Annotated in this window: 12 protein-coding genes and 1 pseudogene; 7 read left to right on the top strand and 6 right to left on the bottom strand. The window is 70.3% G+C overall.

The genetic code is table 11. The annotated features are described in order from the left end of the window. Positions 1 to 962: hypothetical protein (locus ACYVAQ_RS02845; protein WP_460786936.1), on the bottom strand; the 962-nt coding region annotated here is incomplete at its 3' end. A gap of 169 nt (positions 963 to 1,131) precedes the next feature. Between ACYVAQ_RS02845 and ACYVAQ_RS02840 the strand changes: the two genes are divergently transcribed. Further along, a complete protein-coding gene (locus tag ACYVAQ_RS02840; protein WP_460786935.1) occupies positions 1,132 to 1,380 on the top strand; it encodes a hypothetical protein in 249 nt (82 codons plus the stop codon). A 242-nt stretch (positions 1,381 to 1,622) separates the two neighbouring features. Here ACYVAQ_RS02840 and ACYVAQ_RS02835 read toward each other — a convergent pair whose 3' ends face one another. Further along, positions 1,623 to 2,807 carry a hypothetical protein gene (locus ACYVAQ_RS02835; RefSeq protein WP_460787069.1) on the bottom strand — a complete coding sequence of 395 codons (1,185 nt, stop codon included), beginning with the start codon at positions 2,805 to 2,807 and terminating at the stop codon, positions 1,623 to 1,625. Here ACYVAQ_RS02835 and ACYVAQ_RS02830 point away from each other — a divergent pair. Continuing rightward, positions 2,732 to 3,154, top strand: a pseudogene (locus tag ACYVAQ_RS02830) (hypothetical protein); the annotation flags it as partial. The gene ACYVAQ_RS02835 and the pseudogene ACYVAQ_RS02830 overlap by 76 nt on opposite strands. 1,820 nt (positions 3,155 to 4,974) lie before the next feature. Here the strand turns inward: ACYVAQ_RS02830 and ACYVAQ_RS02825 are convergent. Beyond that, positions 4,975 to 6,018, bottom strand: a complete 1,044-nt coding sequence (locus tag ACYVAQ_RS02825) for a hypothetical protein (protein WP_460786934.1) — start codon at positions 6,016 to 6,018, stop codon at positions 4,975 to 4,977. 326 nt (positions 6,019 to 6,344) lie between these two features. Next, positions 6,345 to 7,058 carry a TetR/AcrR family transcriptional regulator gene (locus ACYVAQ_RS02820; RefSeq protein ID WP_460786933.1) on the bottom strand — a complete coding sequence of 238 codons (714 nt, stop codon included), beginning with the start codon at positions 7,056 to 7,058 and terminating at the stop codon, positions 6,345 to 6,347. A gap of 160 nt (positions 7,059 to 7,218) precedes the next feature. Between ACYVAQ_RS02820 and ACYVAQ_RS02815 the strand changes: the two genes are divergently transcribed. The 3 genes from ACYVAQ_RS02815 to ACYVAQ_RS02805 are packed head-to-tail and all read left to right on the top strand — an operon-like array spanning position 7,219 to position 9,963. Then, the gene (locus ACYVAQ_RS02815) at positions 7,219 to 8,346 is read left to right on the top strand and encodes a lipid II:glycine glycyltransferase FemX (protein ID WP_460786932.1); all 1,128 of its coding nucleotides are present in this window, start codon (positions 7,219 to 7,221) and stop codon (positions 8,344 to 8,346) included. Position 8,347: 1 nt separating this feature from the next. After that, positions 8,348 to 9,409, top strand: a complete 1,062-nt coding sequence (locus ACYVAQ_RS02810) for an alanine racemase (protein ID WP_460786931.1) — start codon at positions 8,348 to 8,350, stop codon at positions 9,407 to 9,409. Continuing rightward, positions 9,409 to 9,963, top strand: coding sequence for a HutD/Ves family protein (locus ACYVAQ_RS02805; RefSeq protein ID WP_460786930.1), 555 nt, complete (start codon positions 9,409 to 9,411; stop codon positions 9,961 to 9,963). Before ACYVAQ_RS02810 ends, ACYVAQ_RS02805 begins: the two co-directional genes overlap by 1 nt. On the opposite strand, the gene ACYVAQ_RS02800 is transcribed toward ACYVAQ_RS02805, so the two are convergent. Together ACYVAQ_RS02800 and ACYVAQ_RS02795 are read right to left on the bottom strand one after the other, a co-directional pair. Next, the gene (locus tag ACYVAQ_RS02800) at positions 9,862 to 11,331 is read right to left on the bottom strand and encodes a glycosyltransferase family 87 protein (protein WP_460786929.1); all 1,470 of its coding nucleotides are present in this window, start codon (positions 11,329 to 11,331) and stop codon (positions 9,862 to 9,864) included. The genes ACYVAQ_RS02805 and ACYVAQ_RS02800 overlap by 102 nt on opposite strands. Before the next feature lies 1 nt (position 11,332). Next, positions 11,333 to 13,537 carry a transglycosylase domain-containing protein gene (locus tag ACYVAQ_RS02795; RefSeq protein ID WP_460786928.1) on the bottom strand — a complete coding sequence of 735 codons (2,205 nt, stop codon included), beginning with the start codon at positions 13,535 to 13,537 and terminating at the stop codon, positions 11,333 to 11,335. Positions 13,538 to 13,672: 135 nt separating this feature from the next. Between ACYVAQ_RS02795 and ACYVAQ_RS02790 the strand changes: the two genes are divergently transcribed. Next, positions 13,673 to 14,239, top strand: coding sequence for a PadR family transcriptional regulator (locus ACYVAQ_RS02790; protein WP_460786927.1), 567 nt, complete (start codon positions 13,673 to 13,675; stop codon positions 14,237 to 14,239). A 13-nt stretch (positions 14,240 to 14,252) separates the two neighbouring features. Next, entirely contained in the window at positions 14,253 to 15,335 is a 1,083-nt protein-coding gene (locus ACYVAQ_RS02785) for an inositol-3-phosphate synthase (RefSeq protein WP_460786926.1), read from the top strand. Positions 15,336 to 15,401 lie beyond the last annotated feature (66 nt).

Here is a 15,401-nt window from a genome sequence, read left to right as displayed (position 1 = left end):
CCGTTGACGGTGATCGAGCCCGTCGGAGTCGACCCACCGGGGTTAGAACCACCTGGCGTGGAGCCCGGGTTCGAACCACCCGGAGTCGAGCCCGGGTTGGACCCGCCCGGCGTGGTCGAACCGGGCGCGTTCGCCGTGACCGGGTAGCTCACGCCACCGATCGACACCGTGCCATCCGGGTTCACCGGGTACGACATGCCACCGACGGTGACCGACCCGTTGCTGACCGGGTAGGTCGCACCGTTGACGGTGATCGAGCCCGTCGGAGTCGACCCACCGGGGTTAGAACCACCTGGCGTGGAGCCCGGGTTCGAACCACCCGGAGTCGAGCCCGGGTTCGAACCACCCGGAGTCGAGCCCGGGTTCGAACCACCCGGAGTCGAGCCCGGGTTCGAACCACCCGGGTTGGAGCCACCGGGCGTGGTGGATCCGGAGGTGCCGTGCAGGTAGCCGTAGCCCGTGATGGACCGCGGCCCGTCCGGCGTCGTGCCCGACACAGTGATCGGGACGACCTCGTCGCCTGCGGACGGGGTGGCCGGGCCGGAGCAGGTCGTCGACCCGCCGGGGGCCAGCGTCGTGTCGGCGCAGGTCAACGACCCCTGGCTGGTCTGGGCGGTCAAGCCCGAGACCTGCTGGGAACCGGTGTTGGAGACAGGGACGGACAACGTTCCCGCCTGGCCTGCCGGCACCTGCGCACCCTTGCTGGAACCAGCCGGAACTCCGTCGAAGGCGGGGGTACCGGTCGTCAGGTCACAGGCGCAGGAGCTGTCCTTGCCGGAGTCGGGCGTGCCCGGGTCGGGACCTCCGGCGGCGACGGGCGTCGTACCGGTGAGGTACGCCGTTCCGCTCGTCCGCACGGTCCCGGCCGCAGTCGTGCCGGACACGACGACGGGCACCGTCTGGCTACCCGCACTCGGGGTGTAGGCCCCGCCGCAGGACGTCGAGCCGCCCGCAGCCACCACCGTGACACCGCAGGTCAGGGGACCCTGCGGCGTCGAGGCGGTGAGCTGGCTGACGGTGCCAACCGAGCTGTTGTAGACCGGGATGGCCAGGTCCGCCGGTTGCCCGGCAGCGGCCGAGGCCGAGCCCGGCGCACCCGCCGCCGTCTGGTTGACGGTCGGCGTCGCGGTCGTGATCGCACACGCACAGCTCGCGTTGTGCGTCGCGCTTGACGACGAGGTCGACGACGCCGCGTCGGACCGACCGGGGTTCACCCCCTCGACATGGGCGAGTGCCGCGGTCGTGGTCGGCGCTGACGGCGCTGACGGCGCTGACGGCGCTGACGGAGTCGATGGCGTTGACGGCGTTGACTCCGTCGTGGACACCGAGGTCCCGGTCGGAACGGCCGGAATGGTCGGTACGTCGTTCGACGTCGTCTGACGGCCGGTCAGCCCGCTCGCGATGCCGTTCACGGTGTCGGACAGGCTCGATCCGGTCGAGCGGCTGCCCAACAGCTGGGTGACGGGTTGGAGGAGGCCGGACGTGGGGTCCGTTGGCGATGGTCCCCCGCTGTCGGCGTGAGCGACGCCCACGCCGACAGCAAGGAATCCGCCCACGAACAAGCCGGCCTCGAGGGACCGCCTCATCCAGGGATTCATGTCAATTCACCCTTTCCCGGGGCCTCAGCCGACCGGCGTCGAAGGGACGTCACCGCACGTGCAGAGGGTGTAGTCCAACGACTTCGCGCTGGTCGTCGTGTGGCCGTTGGCGTCAACACCGGAGAAGCTGACCTTCACCTGGTTGAGGCCCGATTGCGGAGAGATGCTCACCGAGCAGGTCGTGGACTCACCGGGCTGGAGCGCGCTCTTCGCGCAGCTGACAGGACCGTTCGGCGAGGTCGCGCTCAGGGTCCGGATCGGCGCGTCACCGGTGTTGGTGACCTGGAAGCCCACCTTCGCCGGAGCCGTGGAGCCGAACGTGTACCGAACCCCCGAGTTGACCGGCTGGTTGTTCACCGTGACCCCGTTGCCGGCCACGACCTGGCCCGCGGTGGGGGCCACGCCCGTGTACGACGCGCCGCACGTCTTGGCCATCTGCTGACCGTTGGCGTTCGACCCGACGATGTTGAAGCCCACCGTGTGCAGGCCCGTCTGGGAGGACGTGGTGTAGGTCAGGTACACGGTCTGTCCGGGCCGGACCGCACCGGCCGGTGCCACCATCCGGGCGCCGTCGGAGGTCGTGCCCGAGAGGCCCGTCAGCGGCAGCTCACCGGTGTTGGTGACCGGAACCTTGAACGTGACCGACGAACCCTGGTTCACCATCTGGCCCGAACCGGCACCGTTGACGGTCGGCTGACCGACCGTGAACGCGACGCTGGACTGCGGCGTCGAGCCCGGGTTGGACGAGCCGGGGTTCGTGGAACCGGGGTTGGTCGAACCGGGGTTGGTGGAACCGGGGTTGGTGGAACCGGGGTTGGTGGAACCGGGGTTGGTCGAACCGGGGTTGGTGGAACCGGGGTTGGTCGAACCGGGGTTGGTCGAACCGGGGTTGGTGGAACCGGGGTTGGTCGAACCGGGGTTGGTCGAACCGGGGTTGGTCGAACCGGGGTTGGTCGAACCGGGGTTGGTCGAACCCGGGTTGGTCGAACCCGGGTTGGTCGAACCCGGGTTGGTCGAACCCGGGTTGGTCGAACCCGGGTTGGTCGAACCGGGGTTCGTGGAGCCGGGGTTCGTGGAGCCGGGGTTCGTGGAACCGGGGTTCGTGGAACCGGGGTTCGTGGAACCGGGGTTCGTGGAACCAGGGTTCGTGGAACCAGGGTTCGTGGAACCAGGGTTCGTGGAACCAGGGTTCGTCGCACCCGAGAGCACGCCACCGACCACGGGCAGGCTGCCCAGGACGTCAAGGCCCGGCAGCGATCCGGCCGGGGTCGTGGAACCCGGAGTCGTGGAACCCGGAGTCGTGGAACCCGGAGTCGTGGAACCCGGAGTCGTGGAACCCGGAGTCGTGGAACCCGGAGTCGTGGAACCCGGAGTCGTCGAACCCGGAGTCGTGGAACCCGGAGTCGTGGAACCCGGAGTCGTCGAACCCGGAGTCGTCGAACCCGGAGTCGTGGAACCCGGAGTCGTGGAACCCGGAGTCGTGGAACCCGGAGCGGTCGAACCCGGAGTACCGGTCACCGAGGAGAGCGAGCCGCCCAGAACGGGGATCGAGCTGAGCAGGTCAGCGCCCGGCAGGGTGCCGGACGGGATCAGGCCGCCCAGCGGTGACGAGTCCGACCCGGTGTTCCCCGGAGTCGTGGAACCGGGAGTGGTCGAACCCGGAGTGGTCGAACCCGGAGTGGTCGAACCCGGAGTGGTCGAACCCGGAGTGGTCGAACCCGGAGTGGTCGAACCCGGAGTCGTGGAACCCGGAGTGGTCGAACCCGGAGTGGTCGAACCCGGAGTCGTGGAACCGTTGTCGATGCTGGTGCTCGTCCCCGGCAGCCCGACACCGGCCGGCGGCGTGGCCTTGCCACCGAGGGCGTCAGCCAGCAGCGGCCCGACCACGGGAGCGCTGGATGTGGGCAGGCTGTCGGTCAGGCCCGCCGTCGGGAGGCCTGCGGTGAGCCCACCCGTCGGGAGCTTGCCGGTCAGCGAGCCGCCGCTCGAGCCCGGCAGGCCCGGGAGACCGAGCGACTGCAGGGTCTGGATGTTGTCGGTGACCTTGAGGACGTCGAGGATGCTCGCCGGATTGTTCATCTTCTCCAGCACGGTCTGTCCGACGAGGCGGAACGCGTCGAAGTTCTTGCCCGCGAACGCGAGGTACTCCTCGGGGGTCATGACCGTGTTGAAGCCGAGCCGGTTGGTGATCTCGTCGACCCGCAGCGTGTTGTACAGGTAGTCCGGCCCCATGAGCTTCGGCAGCGACGGGACGTTCGGCATGACCCGCGTCGCGAGGTTCAGCGCCTTCTCCGGAGTGGGCAGCCGGTCGAGGTTGACGCTGCCGGTCTTGGTGTCGATCGGCAGACCCATGCCCCCACACCCGGTGAGCAGCGTGACGTAGTCGGTGCCGTGGCCCCGGACGTGGGTCGGGTTGAAGATCGGGATCCAGCCGAGCGGACCTTGGTAGATGTTGACGATCGGCATCTCCGAGTTACCGATCGCACCGCTGGCCAGCGACAGGATCAGGTTCTTGTACGCCGGATCGGTGTGGTAGGTCAGGAAGTGCGAGTTGCTGCCCAGCACCGGGATGCCGTCCTCGTTCTTCCACATGTGCTGCAGGAAGAAGTCGCACATGTCGCCGCCGCCCGGAGCGGTGGTGTCACCGGTGGAGTGGCCCGTCTGGTGCGGGTCGACCGAGGTCTGCACCGCGGGGGTACCACCGAGGAGACCGGCGCTGAAGATGGCCGGCGCGTTGGCGACGAACTTCCCGATCACCGGGAGGTTCCCACCCGGGATGCTGGCCCCCAGACCCGAGAGACCGGACAGGCCGGCGCCACCACCGGTGGTGGGCATCGGTACGCCGGGGGTGGTGGCCGTCGTCGACATGGTCGGCGTCGACGTGGTGGACGTGGTGGACGTGGTCGACGTCGACGTGGTGGTCGAGCTGGACGTGGTCGGCGTCGCGGTCGTGCTCGTGCTGACGGTGGCGTCGGGCATGGCACCGCTCGCGGCGGCGTACGAGGTGATCCCGAGCGTCGCCGCGAGGACGACACCGGGGGTGATGACGGACCGGGCTGCCCGCCGTGCCTGCGCGACCGCGAGGTCGTGCACCAGGGTCCGCGCGTCGACCGTGGTCGGCGTCGGGCGGACAGGGGTGGCGAGCCCGATGGGCTGCCACTCGGCGGGCGCTTCCGTGCGCCTGCGCGTGTTCCGAGACTTGGGGGACATCTGAGTACTCCTGTTTCAGGTATCGCTTCGAGGAAGTGGTTCTGCGAAGAGAGGGAGCATCAACTCCTGCGAACGCCGTCGACGCCATCGACGACCAGTCCGCACAGGGGCGGCTGCCGTCGGTCGGCGGCTCCCGCGTCACGTGAACGACGCGGGACCCTCGAGCTCAGTCGGGCGAGAAGCCCGGGTCGACCAGAGGAGTGCCGGGCAGCGGTCGGACGACGGAGTGGCACGCACGTCCGATCGCCATCACCGCCCGGAAGTCGAAGCCGCGGGGGGCCTCGGTCTGCTCGTGCAGAGCGCTCGAGCCGCCCACGGCGGTGCCAGGCACGGAGCCCATGGCGGTACCGACTGCACCGAACGCCGGAGTCGCCGGAGCGACGACGACGGCCGGAACGGACTGCACCGCGGAGACCCCGGCCGGCTGCGGGGGTGCCGCGAGCACGCCCGGGCCGGAGCCGGTGAGGGTGGGCTGCTGGCTGAGCGCGGGCTCCCGCAGACCGCCGAGTACGCCGAGGGAGGCGATGTCCGACGTGCCGCCGATGGTCGGCGGGGCGAACGAGGTACCCGTGCTCGTCGACGAGGAGGAGCCCGTGGAGGCGAGCTGTCGGTCGCCGCCGGTGAGCGGCGTGAGCAGGCTGTCGGTGGCGGCCACCACCGACACCAGGCCGGTGTCGACGTGGGTGGTGAGCGATCCGACGCTCGAGGCGACCTGGGTGGTCGAGGTGCTGAGGTTGCGCAGCAGCGTGGTCGCCGGCGCGAGAGCCGAGACCGACGAGGTCGTGTCGGCGACAGCGTCGAGCGTGCGCGTGACCGTCTGGGTGGCGGCACCGACGACGGGCGTCAGCACGTCGTGCAGCGGAAGCGCCACGGGGTCCGCGTGCTCCGGCGAACCGGTGCTGCGCGGCGACTCCTTCGTGACGGCGTCCCGGATCGGCGAGATCGCGGCGGTGACCGGGTCGGCCGAGGCGGTCCGGTGGACGGCGGGCGCCGCGGCGTGAGGGACCTGAGGCGCTGCGGGCGTGACGACCGACCGGAGCACGGTGTCCGTGGTCGTCAGCAGCCCGGGGACCCCGTCGGTGCTGGGTGCGGGAGGGGCGTCCTGCCCGGGATCACCGGCGCTGTCCGCGTTGGCGGAGGTGCTGCACAGGATGATCGCGACGCACGCGAAGCCGAGGAGCGCGAGGAGGCGCAGCGCGGTGCGGGCCACGAGCCCCCCGCGTGCGCTCCGACCGCGTTCTGCGGTCGACGCGACTGCGCCCATCTGCGTCACCGTCCTGACCCGCGACGCTCCCGCGCCGCTTCGAATCCCCGAGGAAACTGGTCGGCAGGATCGGCGCGGGCTGCGATGGGCGGCCCTCCTACCACCGCCACGGACTACCGGTGATCCCCCAGACCATTGGTCGAACCGTGGCAGGAACCTGGCTGGTCGTTCGACTATCCCTGCTCCCTGTGCCGATTCTTATCGTCACGGAATGCCGATGTCTAGACCGGGTCCGGTATTGCTCCGAATGATTTTCTTTTCAGAAAGTCGTTTCACACCAGGAGTTCAGCATCGAGAACCGCCGCGAGCCGCGCGGTCTCCGACTGCAGGCCCAGCCGCGGGAGCCAGTCCAGGACGGTCTCCCGGAAGAGCGCCGCATCGGCCACCAGATCGTCCGGGACGTACCCGGTGACCTCGAGCGCGATGATCCCGTTGTGTGCCGCGGACACGCGCTGGTGCAGCCACGCCAAACCTGCCGGCCACTCCCCGGCACGACCCGATCGGGTGCCCGCCTCGTACGTCGCGACCCGGGACGCGACCGGCTCGGGGATCTCGAAGCGCTCGTGGCGCCACAGCTCGTGCAGCAACATCCCCAGGTAGCCGTCGGAGGCCTCACGCAGGCTCAGCGCCTGCTCGCCCCCGCTGCGCGGATGACCGATGACGAGCCGGAACTCACCGCTGTGGCGCAGTGCCCACTGCCGGTAGCCGGCCCACCCCGCGACCCAGCGTGCGGCGGGGTCGCCCTCGGGATAACCGAGCACGTCGGACTCGACGGCCCGCACCGCGTCGGCGTCGATCGTCTCGGCGACCAGGTCGACGAGCTGGCTGCGGCTGCTCACGTACCGGTACAGGCCGGGCGAGCTCATCCCGATGGCATCGGCGATCCCGCGCAGGGCGAGCTCGCGGCCCTCGGCCAGCTGCGCGCGGGCAGCCGCCACGATCTCCTCGTACGTCGCCGCCCGCCGTCTGTCACGTCTGGTCGACACAAGGACCGCCTTTCCCGAGAAAGTCCCTTGTTCACGCTCAAGTGCGAGCGGCATTAACAATAGTTATCGACCGCCCATCCCGGTAATTCCGCATTTCTCGGTGCCGGTGCGACCGAGTGCGGGGCGATCCGACCCCGACGCCATGGGTAGCCTGAGCCCCATGCCGAGCGTGCGCCCGATCTCCCCGACCGAGCACCACGACTACCTCGCGACCCTGCCCTCCGCCAGCTTCTTGCAGACGCCGGCCTGGGCGAGGGTGAAGAGCGAGTGGAGGGCGGAGTCGCTGGGCTGGTTCGAACCCGACGGCACCCAGGTCGGTGCCGCGCTGGTCCTCTACCGGCAGCTGCCGAAGGTCAAGCGCTACCTGGCCTACCTCCCCGAGGGTCCCGTTCTCGACTGGGACAGCGACGACCTCGGCGCCTGGCTCACCCCCCTGGCCGCCCACCTGAAGAAGCAGGGTGCGTTCGCCGTCCGGATCGGCCCGCCGGTCGTGACGGCCCGGTGGACCACGGCGCAGGTCAAGGAGGGCATCGCCGATCCCGGCGTACGCCTGCTGTCCCAGATCCCTCCGGCAGAGCGCCCCGCCGCCGGCGCCCGCGCGGTCAGCCAGCTGAACCGGCTCGGCTGGCGCCACCAGGGCGTCGAGGGCGGCTTCGCCGCCGGGCAGCCGCAGTTCGTCTTCCAGGTCCCGCTCGCCGAGGCCGACGGCACCCCGCGCACCGAGGATGCCGTGCTGGCCGGCATGAACCAGCTCTGGCGCCGCAACATCAAGAAGGCGGCCAAGGAGGGGGTGGTCACCACCGTCGGCACCCGCGAGGACCTGCCGGCCTTCCACGAGCTCTACGTGCACACCGCGCAGCGCGACCACTTCACGCCGCGCCCGCTGTCCTACTTCCAGACGATGTACGACGCCCTCACCGCCGAGGACCCGGACCGCTTCCGGCTCCACCTCGCGCACCACGAGGGTGACCTGGTCGCCAGCACCATCGCGATCCGCGTCGGCCAGCACGCCTGGTACTCCTACGGCGCCTCCTCGACCGCCAAGCGCGAGGTCCGTGGCTCGAACGCCATCCAGTGGGCGATGATCCGCGAGGCCATCGCGGCCGGAGCAACCGTCTACGACCTACGCGGCATCACCGAGACCCTCGACGCCGACGACCCGCACGTCGGGCTTATCCAGTTCAAGGTCGGCACCGGCGGCGAGGCCGTGGAGTACGCCGGGGAGTGGGACCTGCCGCTCAACCGGCCGCTGTACAAGGCCTTCCAGATGTACATGGAGCGCCGCTGACATGAGCCTCACCCTCCACGTCGACGGCCCGCGCTGGCGGGCCCACCTCGAGCAGGTGGCCGACGCCAACCCGGGCCTGGTGCCGGTCGCCAAGGGCAACGGCTACGGCTTCACCGTCGCCCGCCTCGGGCGCAAGGCGCACTGGCTGCGCGGACGCGGGCACGACGTCACGGCGGTCGCAGCCGGCACCTACGACGAGGTGCCGGCGCTGCAGACCCGCTGGGACGGCGACCTCCTGGTCCTCACCCCGTGGCGCCCCTGGATCCCGCCGCAGGGCGTCAACCTGATCCACACGATCAGCCGGCTCGAGGACCTGCGCGCCCTCCTCGCCCACGAGCCGCGCTCCCGGGTCGTCCTGGAGCGGATGACGAGCATGCGCCGGCACGGCATGTCCGCTCCCGAGCTGTGGGAGGCCGGCGACCTGCTCCGCAAGCACCCCGGTGCCCGGGTGGAGGGGCTCGCGCTGCACCTGCCGCTCGCGGCCGGCGGCCACTACTCCGAGGTCAAGCGTCTCGTCACCGACTACATCGGCGCCGACGTGCCGGGGCCGCGCGCAGCCACCATCTGGGTCAGCCACCTGACCCCTCCCGAGCTCACCCGCCTCCGGGAGGAGTACGCCGACTTCACCATCCGCCCGCGGATCGGCACCGGCCTGTGGCTCGGTGACCGGGCGGCGCTCACCGTGACCGCGACCGTGCTCGACGTGCACCCGATCGACCGTGGCGAGCACTACGGCTACCGCGGCCGCAGCGCCCCGAAGCCCGGCCACCTGCTCGTGGTCAGCGGCGGCACCGCGCACGGGATCGGCCTCGAGGCGCCCACCGGCGAGGGCTCGCTCAAGGCGCGGGCCTCGACCCTGGCGCGCGGTGGTCTGGACGCGGCTGGGTTCGTGCGCTCGCCGTACTCCGTCGACGGGAAGCTCCGGCTGTTCGCCGAGCCGCCACACATGCAGGCCTCGATGCTGTTCCTCCCCGCGGGCGCGCACGTGCCGGCGGTGGGCGACACCGTCGACGTCCGGGTGCGCTACACCGCCACCACCTTCGACGACGTGGTCGTCGACTGATGACCCGGCAGGTCCTGCGCAGCGTCGATCACGCGGTCATGCCGTGGGCCAACGGCACCGGCACCACCGCCGAGGTCGCGCGCGCCGACGGCCCGACCGGCGTCGACTGGCGGCTGAGCTTCGCCACGGTCGCGGACAGCGGACCGTTCTCGGCGCTGCCCGGGATCGACCGGGTCATCACCCTGGTCGAGGGGTCGTCGCTGACGCTGGCGGTCGAGGGGGTCGAGCACGTTCTCGAGCCGTTCGCGCCGTACCGCTTCCGCGGCGAGGACCACGTCATCGGTACGCCGGCCGGTCCCAGCGTCGACTTCAACGTGATGACCCGCCGGGGCCGGTTCGCCTCGGCCGTCGAGACCGTCGAGCTCACCGACGAGGTCGTCCTCGACGGAGCGCCCTCGCACGGCCTCCGGTTCGTGGCCGTGCTCGACGGGTCGCCGCGCCTGGGTGCCGAGCTACTGGGCCGGTACGACGTCGTACGGACCGGGCTCGAGCCGCTGGCCCTCGTCGGGGACTGCCGGGTCGCCGTCGTCGACCTGCTCCCGGACGGGGTCTGAGCTGCGCCGCACCGGCTCCCGCCGGTACATCTCGCGGATGATCACCGCCGCCAGGTAGAGCTCGCCGAGGACCCGAACCCCGATGCCGAGCCAGTAGAAGCCGGCGTTGCCTCCGCCGGCCGGGGCCAGCTCGCCGGCCAGGTACCACCAGATCGTGCAGAAGTAGTAGACCTCGCACGCCTGCCAGACGATCTGGTCCCGCCACCGCGGGCGCGCCAGGGCGGCGAGCGGCAGCAGCCACAGCACGTACTGCGGCGAGTAGACCTTGTTGACGACGAGGAAGCCCGCCACGACGAGGAACCCGAGCTGGGCCAGCGTCGCGCGTCGCGCCGTCCAGCCGATCAGCGCGACGACGAGGCACCAGCCACCGAACAGCGCCCAGGACCAGGTGTTGATCAGGTGCGGGCTGAGCGTCGAGCCGCTGGCCTGCGCGATGACCTGCCAGAGCGAGCCGAGGTCCGCGGACCGTTCGGAGTTGAACGTCCAGAACACCCGCCACTGGGCCTCCTGGAAGACCATCGGCGGGCCGTTGAGCACGGCCCAGCCGACCAGGGCACCCACGCTGGCGAACCACAGGTCGAAGTAGCGCCGCTCGCGGATCACGATCACGGCGACCGCGCCGAGGAGGAACAGAGGGTAGAGCTTGATGGCGGTGCCGAGCCCGATGAGCAGGCCGGTGACGAGCGGGCGGTCGCGCGACCAGGCCCACAGCGCTCCGGCGACCGCCGCGACGGCGAGGAGGTCCCAGTTGACGAGGCCGGCGAGGACCAGGGTCGGCGACAGCGCGAACACCGCCGCGTCCCAGGGCCGACGCGGGTTCACCTTGGCCAGCCACCAGGTGGCCAGCAGCGCGAGCGCGCCGAAGCCGACCGCGTTGACGAGGGTGAAGATCGTCATCTCCCGCACGACCGAGGGCTCACCGGCGAGCTGGTCGACCGGCTCGGCGGCCCGGGCAGCCAGGTCCGGCGACCCGTTCAGCCAGTGGGTGATCCAGGACGCGCCCCACGCCCAGTACGCGATGCCGACCGGGTACTCCATGGTCTCGTACCGCGCCCGGACCTCGGCGTTGCCCGTGTAGGGCCACTTCGCCTCGGCGAACCCCCGCGGCACGTACAACGGCCGCAGGTCGGTGTAGCACATGTGCGTGTAGGTCCAGTTCTGGTCGTGCCCGGTCGCCAGCGCGCAGGGCGCCTTCTGGACCAGCCCGAGGCTGAACACGACCGCGGTGAGCAGCAGCAGGACCCGGGTGGGCGTCCACCAGCGGTGCCCGGCGGCCCGGGTGCCCATCGGTCCGCCGACCACCTCGCTCAGCGTCGCGACGACCCCGTCCTCGCGGGAGGGGTGGACGCGCTCGTCGCGGCCGCTCACCTCACTGGCTCGGGTTCGAGCCGACGGTGTTCTTCGGCTTGTGCGTGGGACCCGTCGGAAGCGTCACCGTGCTCGAGCTCGGTGCCGTCGCAGTCGCCGTCGCCGCGCTCGACGAGGTCGCGGTAGCGGCCGACGACGTGGCAGCCGAGGTCGCCTTCGTGGGGGCCGAGGTGTGGGGCGCCTTGGTGTGCTTCGGCGGCGGCGCCTTGGTCGGGATCGGCGCGTGCCCGGAGGTCGGCGCCGTACCGTCGACGAACGCCGGCGGCGGGAACTGCTCGACGGGGAGGCCCGCCATCTCCTGCTGCATGATCGCGGTCCAGGTCTCGGCCGGGAAGTGACCGCCGAAGTACGACGGCAGCCAGCCGTCGAGCTGGCCGTTGCCCTGACCACGGACGTACATGACGGCCGTCGACATCTGCGGCGTGAAGCCGGCGAACCACGCCGAGGAGACCTGGTCGAGCGCGTTCGTGGCGGTGCCGGTCTTGCCGGCCGCGGGGCGGCCGAGCGAGAGAGCTGCCGTGCCGGTGCCGTGCTGGACGACCTGCTCCATCGCGTAGGTGGTGTCGGCCGCGATGTCGGCCGGCATCGCCCGGTGGGTGGTCACCTCGTGCTGGTAGCGGGTGACGCCCTTGGCGTCCACGACCTTCTCGATGATGTACGGGTCCGCCGCCACGCCGTGGTTGGCGATCGTGGCGTAGGCATTGGCCATGTTGATCGGGCTGACCGTCTCCGACCCGAGCGCCACGCCGGCGTTGGCCTCCTGGCCGGGCGAGTGGTCGGGGAAGCCGTACGCCGGGTTCGCGGGCGTCGCCGGCGGGATGCCGGCCGCGTTGACCATGTCCACGATCTTCTGCGGACCGTTCGGGATCGACATGGTCAGGTCCGCGAACGCGGTGTTGATCGACTCCTCGAGCGCCTTGGTCAGCGACACCTTCGCGCCGTAGGAGGTGTGGCCCTCGTTGTTGACCTCCGTGCCGTCCGGGTAGCGGTAGGGGCTGTTGCCCTGGAAGGTGTCCTTCAGCGAGAAGCCGGCCTTGAGCCCCGCGGCGAGCGCGAACGGCTTGATCGTCGACCCGGCCTGGCCGCCCAGCACGGCCCAGTTGAGCTGGGAGAGGAGGTAGTCCTGGCCGGCGTACAGGCCACGGACGGCACCCGTGCCGGGCTGGATCGACGCGGCGGCGACGTGCAGCCGGCGCGGGCCGAAGCCGGCCGGGCGGATCTTCTTCACCCCGGCGGCGGTGGCGTTCATCGCCCGCTTGGTGAAGGTCGTCGTGACCTGCAGGCCGCCGCCCGCGATCTCCTGCTCGCTGAAGCCGAGGCTCAGCAGCTGCTGCTTGATCATCGACAGGATGTGGCCGCGCTGCCCGCCGTACCGGTCCTCGGACTTGATCTTCGGGAACTTCGGGAGGTGGTCGAGCGCCTTCGACACCTGCGTGGGCTGGGCGGTGCCCATCGACTCCATGCCGCCCAGGACGTAGTCGTAGCGCTCGATCAGCGCTGCCCGGGACGCCTTGCCGTTGGCGGGGTCCAGGCCGCTGGGGTTGTTGACCAGCGACGCCAGGACCGCCGACTGACGCAGGGTGAGGTTCTTGGCGTCGACGTCGAAGTAGGAGCGGGCGGCCGCCTGCACGCCGTACGCGCCGCGACCGAAGTAGACGGTGTTGAGGTAGCCCTCGAGGATCGTCTGCTTGGACAGCTGCTGCTGGATCTTCAGCGACAGGATCGCTTCCTTGATCTTGCGCTTGATGCTGCGTTCCTGGGTCAGGTAGAGCAGCTTCACGTACTGCTGGGTGATCGTGGAGCCACCCTGGGTCGCGTTGCCCTGGGCGTTGCTGAACGCGGCGCGCAGGATGCCCTTGGGGTCGATGCCGTGGTCGGTCCAGAAGCTGCGGTTCTCCGCGGCCACGACCGCGTCCTTGATCGTCTGCGGCATCTCCGCGAACGGGATCGCCGTGCGGTCCTGGACCGCGAAGTCGCCGAGGTCGGTCTTGCCGTCGGCGTAGTAGACGTGGGTGGTCTGGGTGAGGTACTCCGCGTTCGGGTCGGGGATGTTGATCGCCTTGTAGGCGACGACGAAGCCGACGATCCCGACCAGGGTGCACACCAGGAAGGCGACCAGCGCCCACAGCGTCAGGCGCTTCAGGCGCGACTTCCAGTCCCGCGGTCGAGCGGACCGTCCCCCACGAGCGCCGCTCGATCGGGGCATCCGGCGATTTCCTTGCGCTGCAGCCACGCGGATCAGGGTACGCAGGACCTCCCGGCGTACCCCAAGGGCACGTGCCCGACACTCCCGATCCATCGGGAGTTCACGTTCCGCGGATATATCGGTACGATAGATCGCATGGCACGGCGCGGCGACACCATCGAGCTTGCGGTCCTCGGACTGCTGCACGAGGGGCCCATGCACGGCTACGAGCTGCGCAAGCGGCTCAACCTGATGCTCGGGTGGGGTCGGCTGCTGTCCTACGGCTCGCTCTACCCGGCGCTGAAGAAGATGCTGCGCGGCAACCTGATCTCCGAGGTCGGGCCCGGGGGGGTCCCGTCGCGGCGTCAGCGGATCACCTACCAGCTGACCGACGACGGTCGGGCGGAGTTCGCCCGGCTGATGTCCGAGGTCGGACCCGCTGCGTGGGAGGACGACAACTTCGACATCCGGTTCCGGTTCTTCTCCTCCACGGACATGGAGATCCGGCTGCGGGTGCTCGAGGGCCGGCGATCCCGGCTGCAGGAACGTCTCGACCGGGTCCAGCGCGACCTGGCCATGACGCAGAAGGAGGTCGACCGCTACGCCACCGAGCTGCAACGGCACGGTGTCGAGTCGGTCGAGCGGGAAGTCCGCTGGCTCTCCGAGCTCATCAACGCCGAGCGTGGTGCGGCCACCACGCCCACCACCTCTCAAGAAAAGTAAGGAAGGACCTCCTATGGGTTCGGTTCGCGTAGCGATCGCCGGCGTGGGCAACTGCGCCACGTCCCTCATCCAGGGCGTGCACTACTACCGGGACGCTGACCCGGCGGGCTCCGTCCCCGGTCTGATGCACGTCAAGTTCGGCGAGTACCACGTGTCCGACGTGGAGTTCGTCGCCGCCTTCGACGTCGACGACAAGAAGGTCGGCAAGGACCTCTCCGAGGCCATCAACGCCTCCGAGAACAACACCATCCAGATCTGCGACGTCCCGACCCTCGGTGTCGAGGTCCAGCGCGGCCCGACCCTCGACGGTCTGGGCAAGTACTACCGGATGACGATCGAGGAGTCCTCCGCGGAGGCCGTCGACGTCGTCCAGGCGCTCAAGGACTCGCAGGCCGACGTCCTCGTCTCCTACCTCCCGGTGGGCTCGGAGGAGGCCGACAAGTTCTACGCCCAGTGCGCGATCGACGCCGGCGTGGCCTTCGTCAACGCCCTCCCCGTCTTCATCGCCTCCGACCCGGAGTGGGCGGCCAAGTTCGAGGCTGCCGGCGTCCCGATCGTCGGCGACGACATCAAGTCCCAGGTCGGCGCGACCATCACCCACCGCGTGATGGCCAAGCTGTTCGAGGACCGCGGCGTGGTGCTGGACCGCACCTACCAGCTCAACGTCGGCGGCAACATGGACTTCAAGAACATGCTCGAGCGCGAGCGCCTGGAGTCCAAGAAGGTCTCGAAGACCCAGGCCGTCACGTCGAACCTGACCGGCCCGCTGGCCGGCCTGATCGACAGCAAGAACGTCCACATCGGCCCGTCCGACTACGTGGCGTGGCTCGACGACCGCAAGTGGGCCTACGTGCGCCTCGAGGGTCGCGCGTTCGGTGACGTCCCGCTCAACCTGGAGTACAAGCTCGAGGTCTGGGACTCCCCGAACTCGGCCGGCATCATCATCGACGCCGTCCGCGCGGCGAAGATCGCGAAGGACCGCGGCATCGGCGGCCCGATCCTGCCCGCGTCGGCGTACCTCATGAAGAGCCCGCCGGTCCAGATCGAGGACAGCGAGGGCCGCGCGCAGCTCGAGGCCTTCATCATCGGCGCCTGACACGTCGTACGACGACAAGAGGCCGGTCCCCCACGGGGCCGGCCTCTTGTGCGTTCGCGAGCGTCG

Source organism: Nocardioides maradonensis (genome assembly GCF_054777115.1).
The sequence above is the reverse complement of the archived record's forward strand: the minus strand, read 5'-3'. Positions and strand labels throughout refer to the sequence as shown.

Excerpts from the sequence above, each read along its gene's own strand:
- ACYVAQ_RS02815 (WP_460786932.1), top strand. The coding sequence starts at position 7,219 with ATGCCGAGCGTGCGCCCGATCTCCCCGACCGAGCACCACGACTACCTC.
- ACYVAQ_RS02810 (WP_460786931.1), top strand. The coding sequence starts at position 8,348 with ATGAGCCTCACCCTCCACGTCGACGGCCCGCGCTGGCGGGCCCACCTC.
- ACYVAQ_RS02805 (WP_460786930.1), top strand. The coding sequence starts at position 9,409 with ATGACCCGGCAGGTCCTGCGCAGCGTCGATCACGCGGTCATGCCGTGG.
- ACYVAQ_RS02795 (WP_460786928.1), bottom strand. The coding sequence starts at position 13,537 with ATGCCCCGATCGAGCGGCGCTCGTGGGGGACGGTCCGCTCGACCGCGG.
- ACYVAQ_RS02790 (WP_460786927.1), top strand. The coding sequence starts at position 13,673 with ATGGCACGGCGCGGCGACACCATCGAGCTTGCGGTCCTCGGACTGCTG.
- ACYVAQ_RS02785 (WP_460786926.1), top strand. The coding sequence starts at position 14,253 with ATGGGTTCGGTTCGCGTAGCGATCGCCGGCGTGGGCAACTGCGCCACG.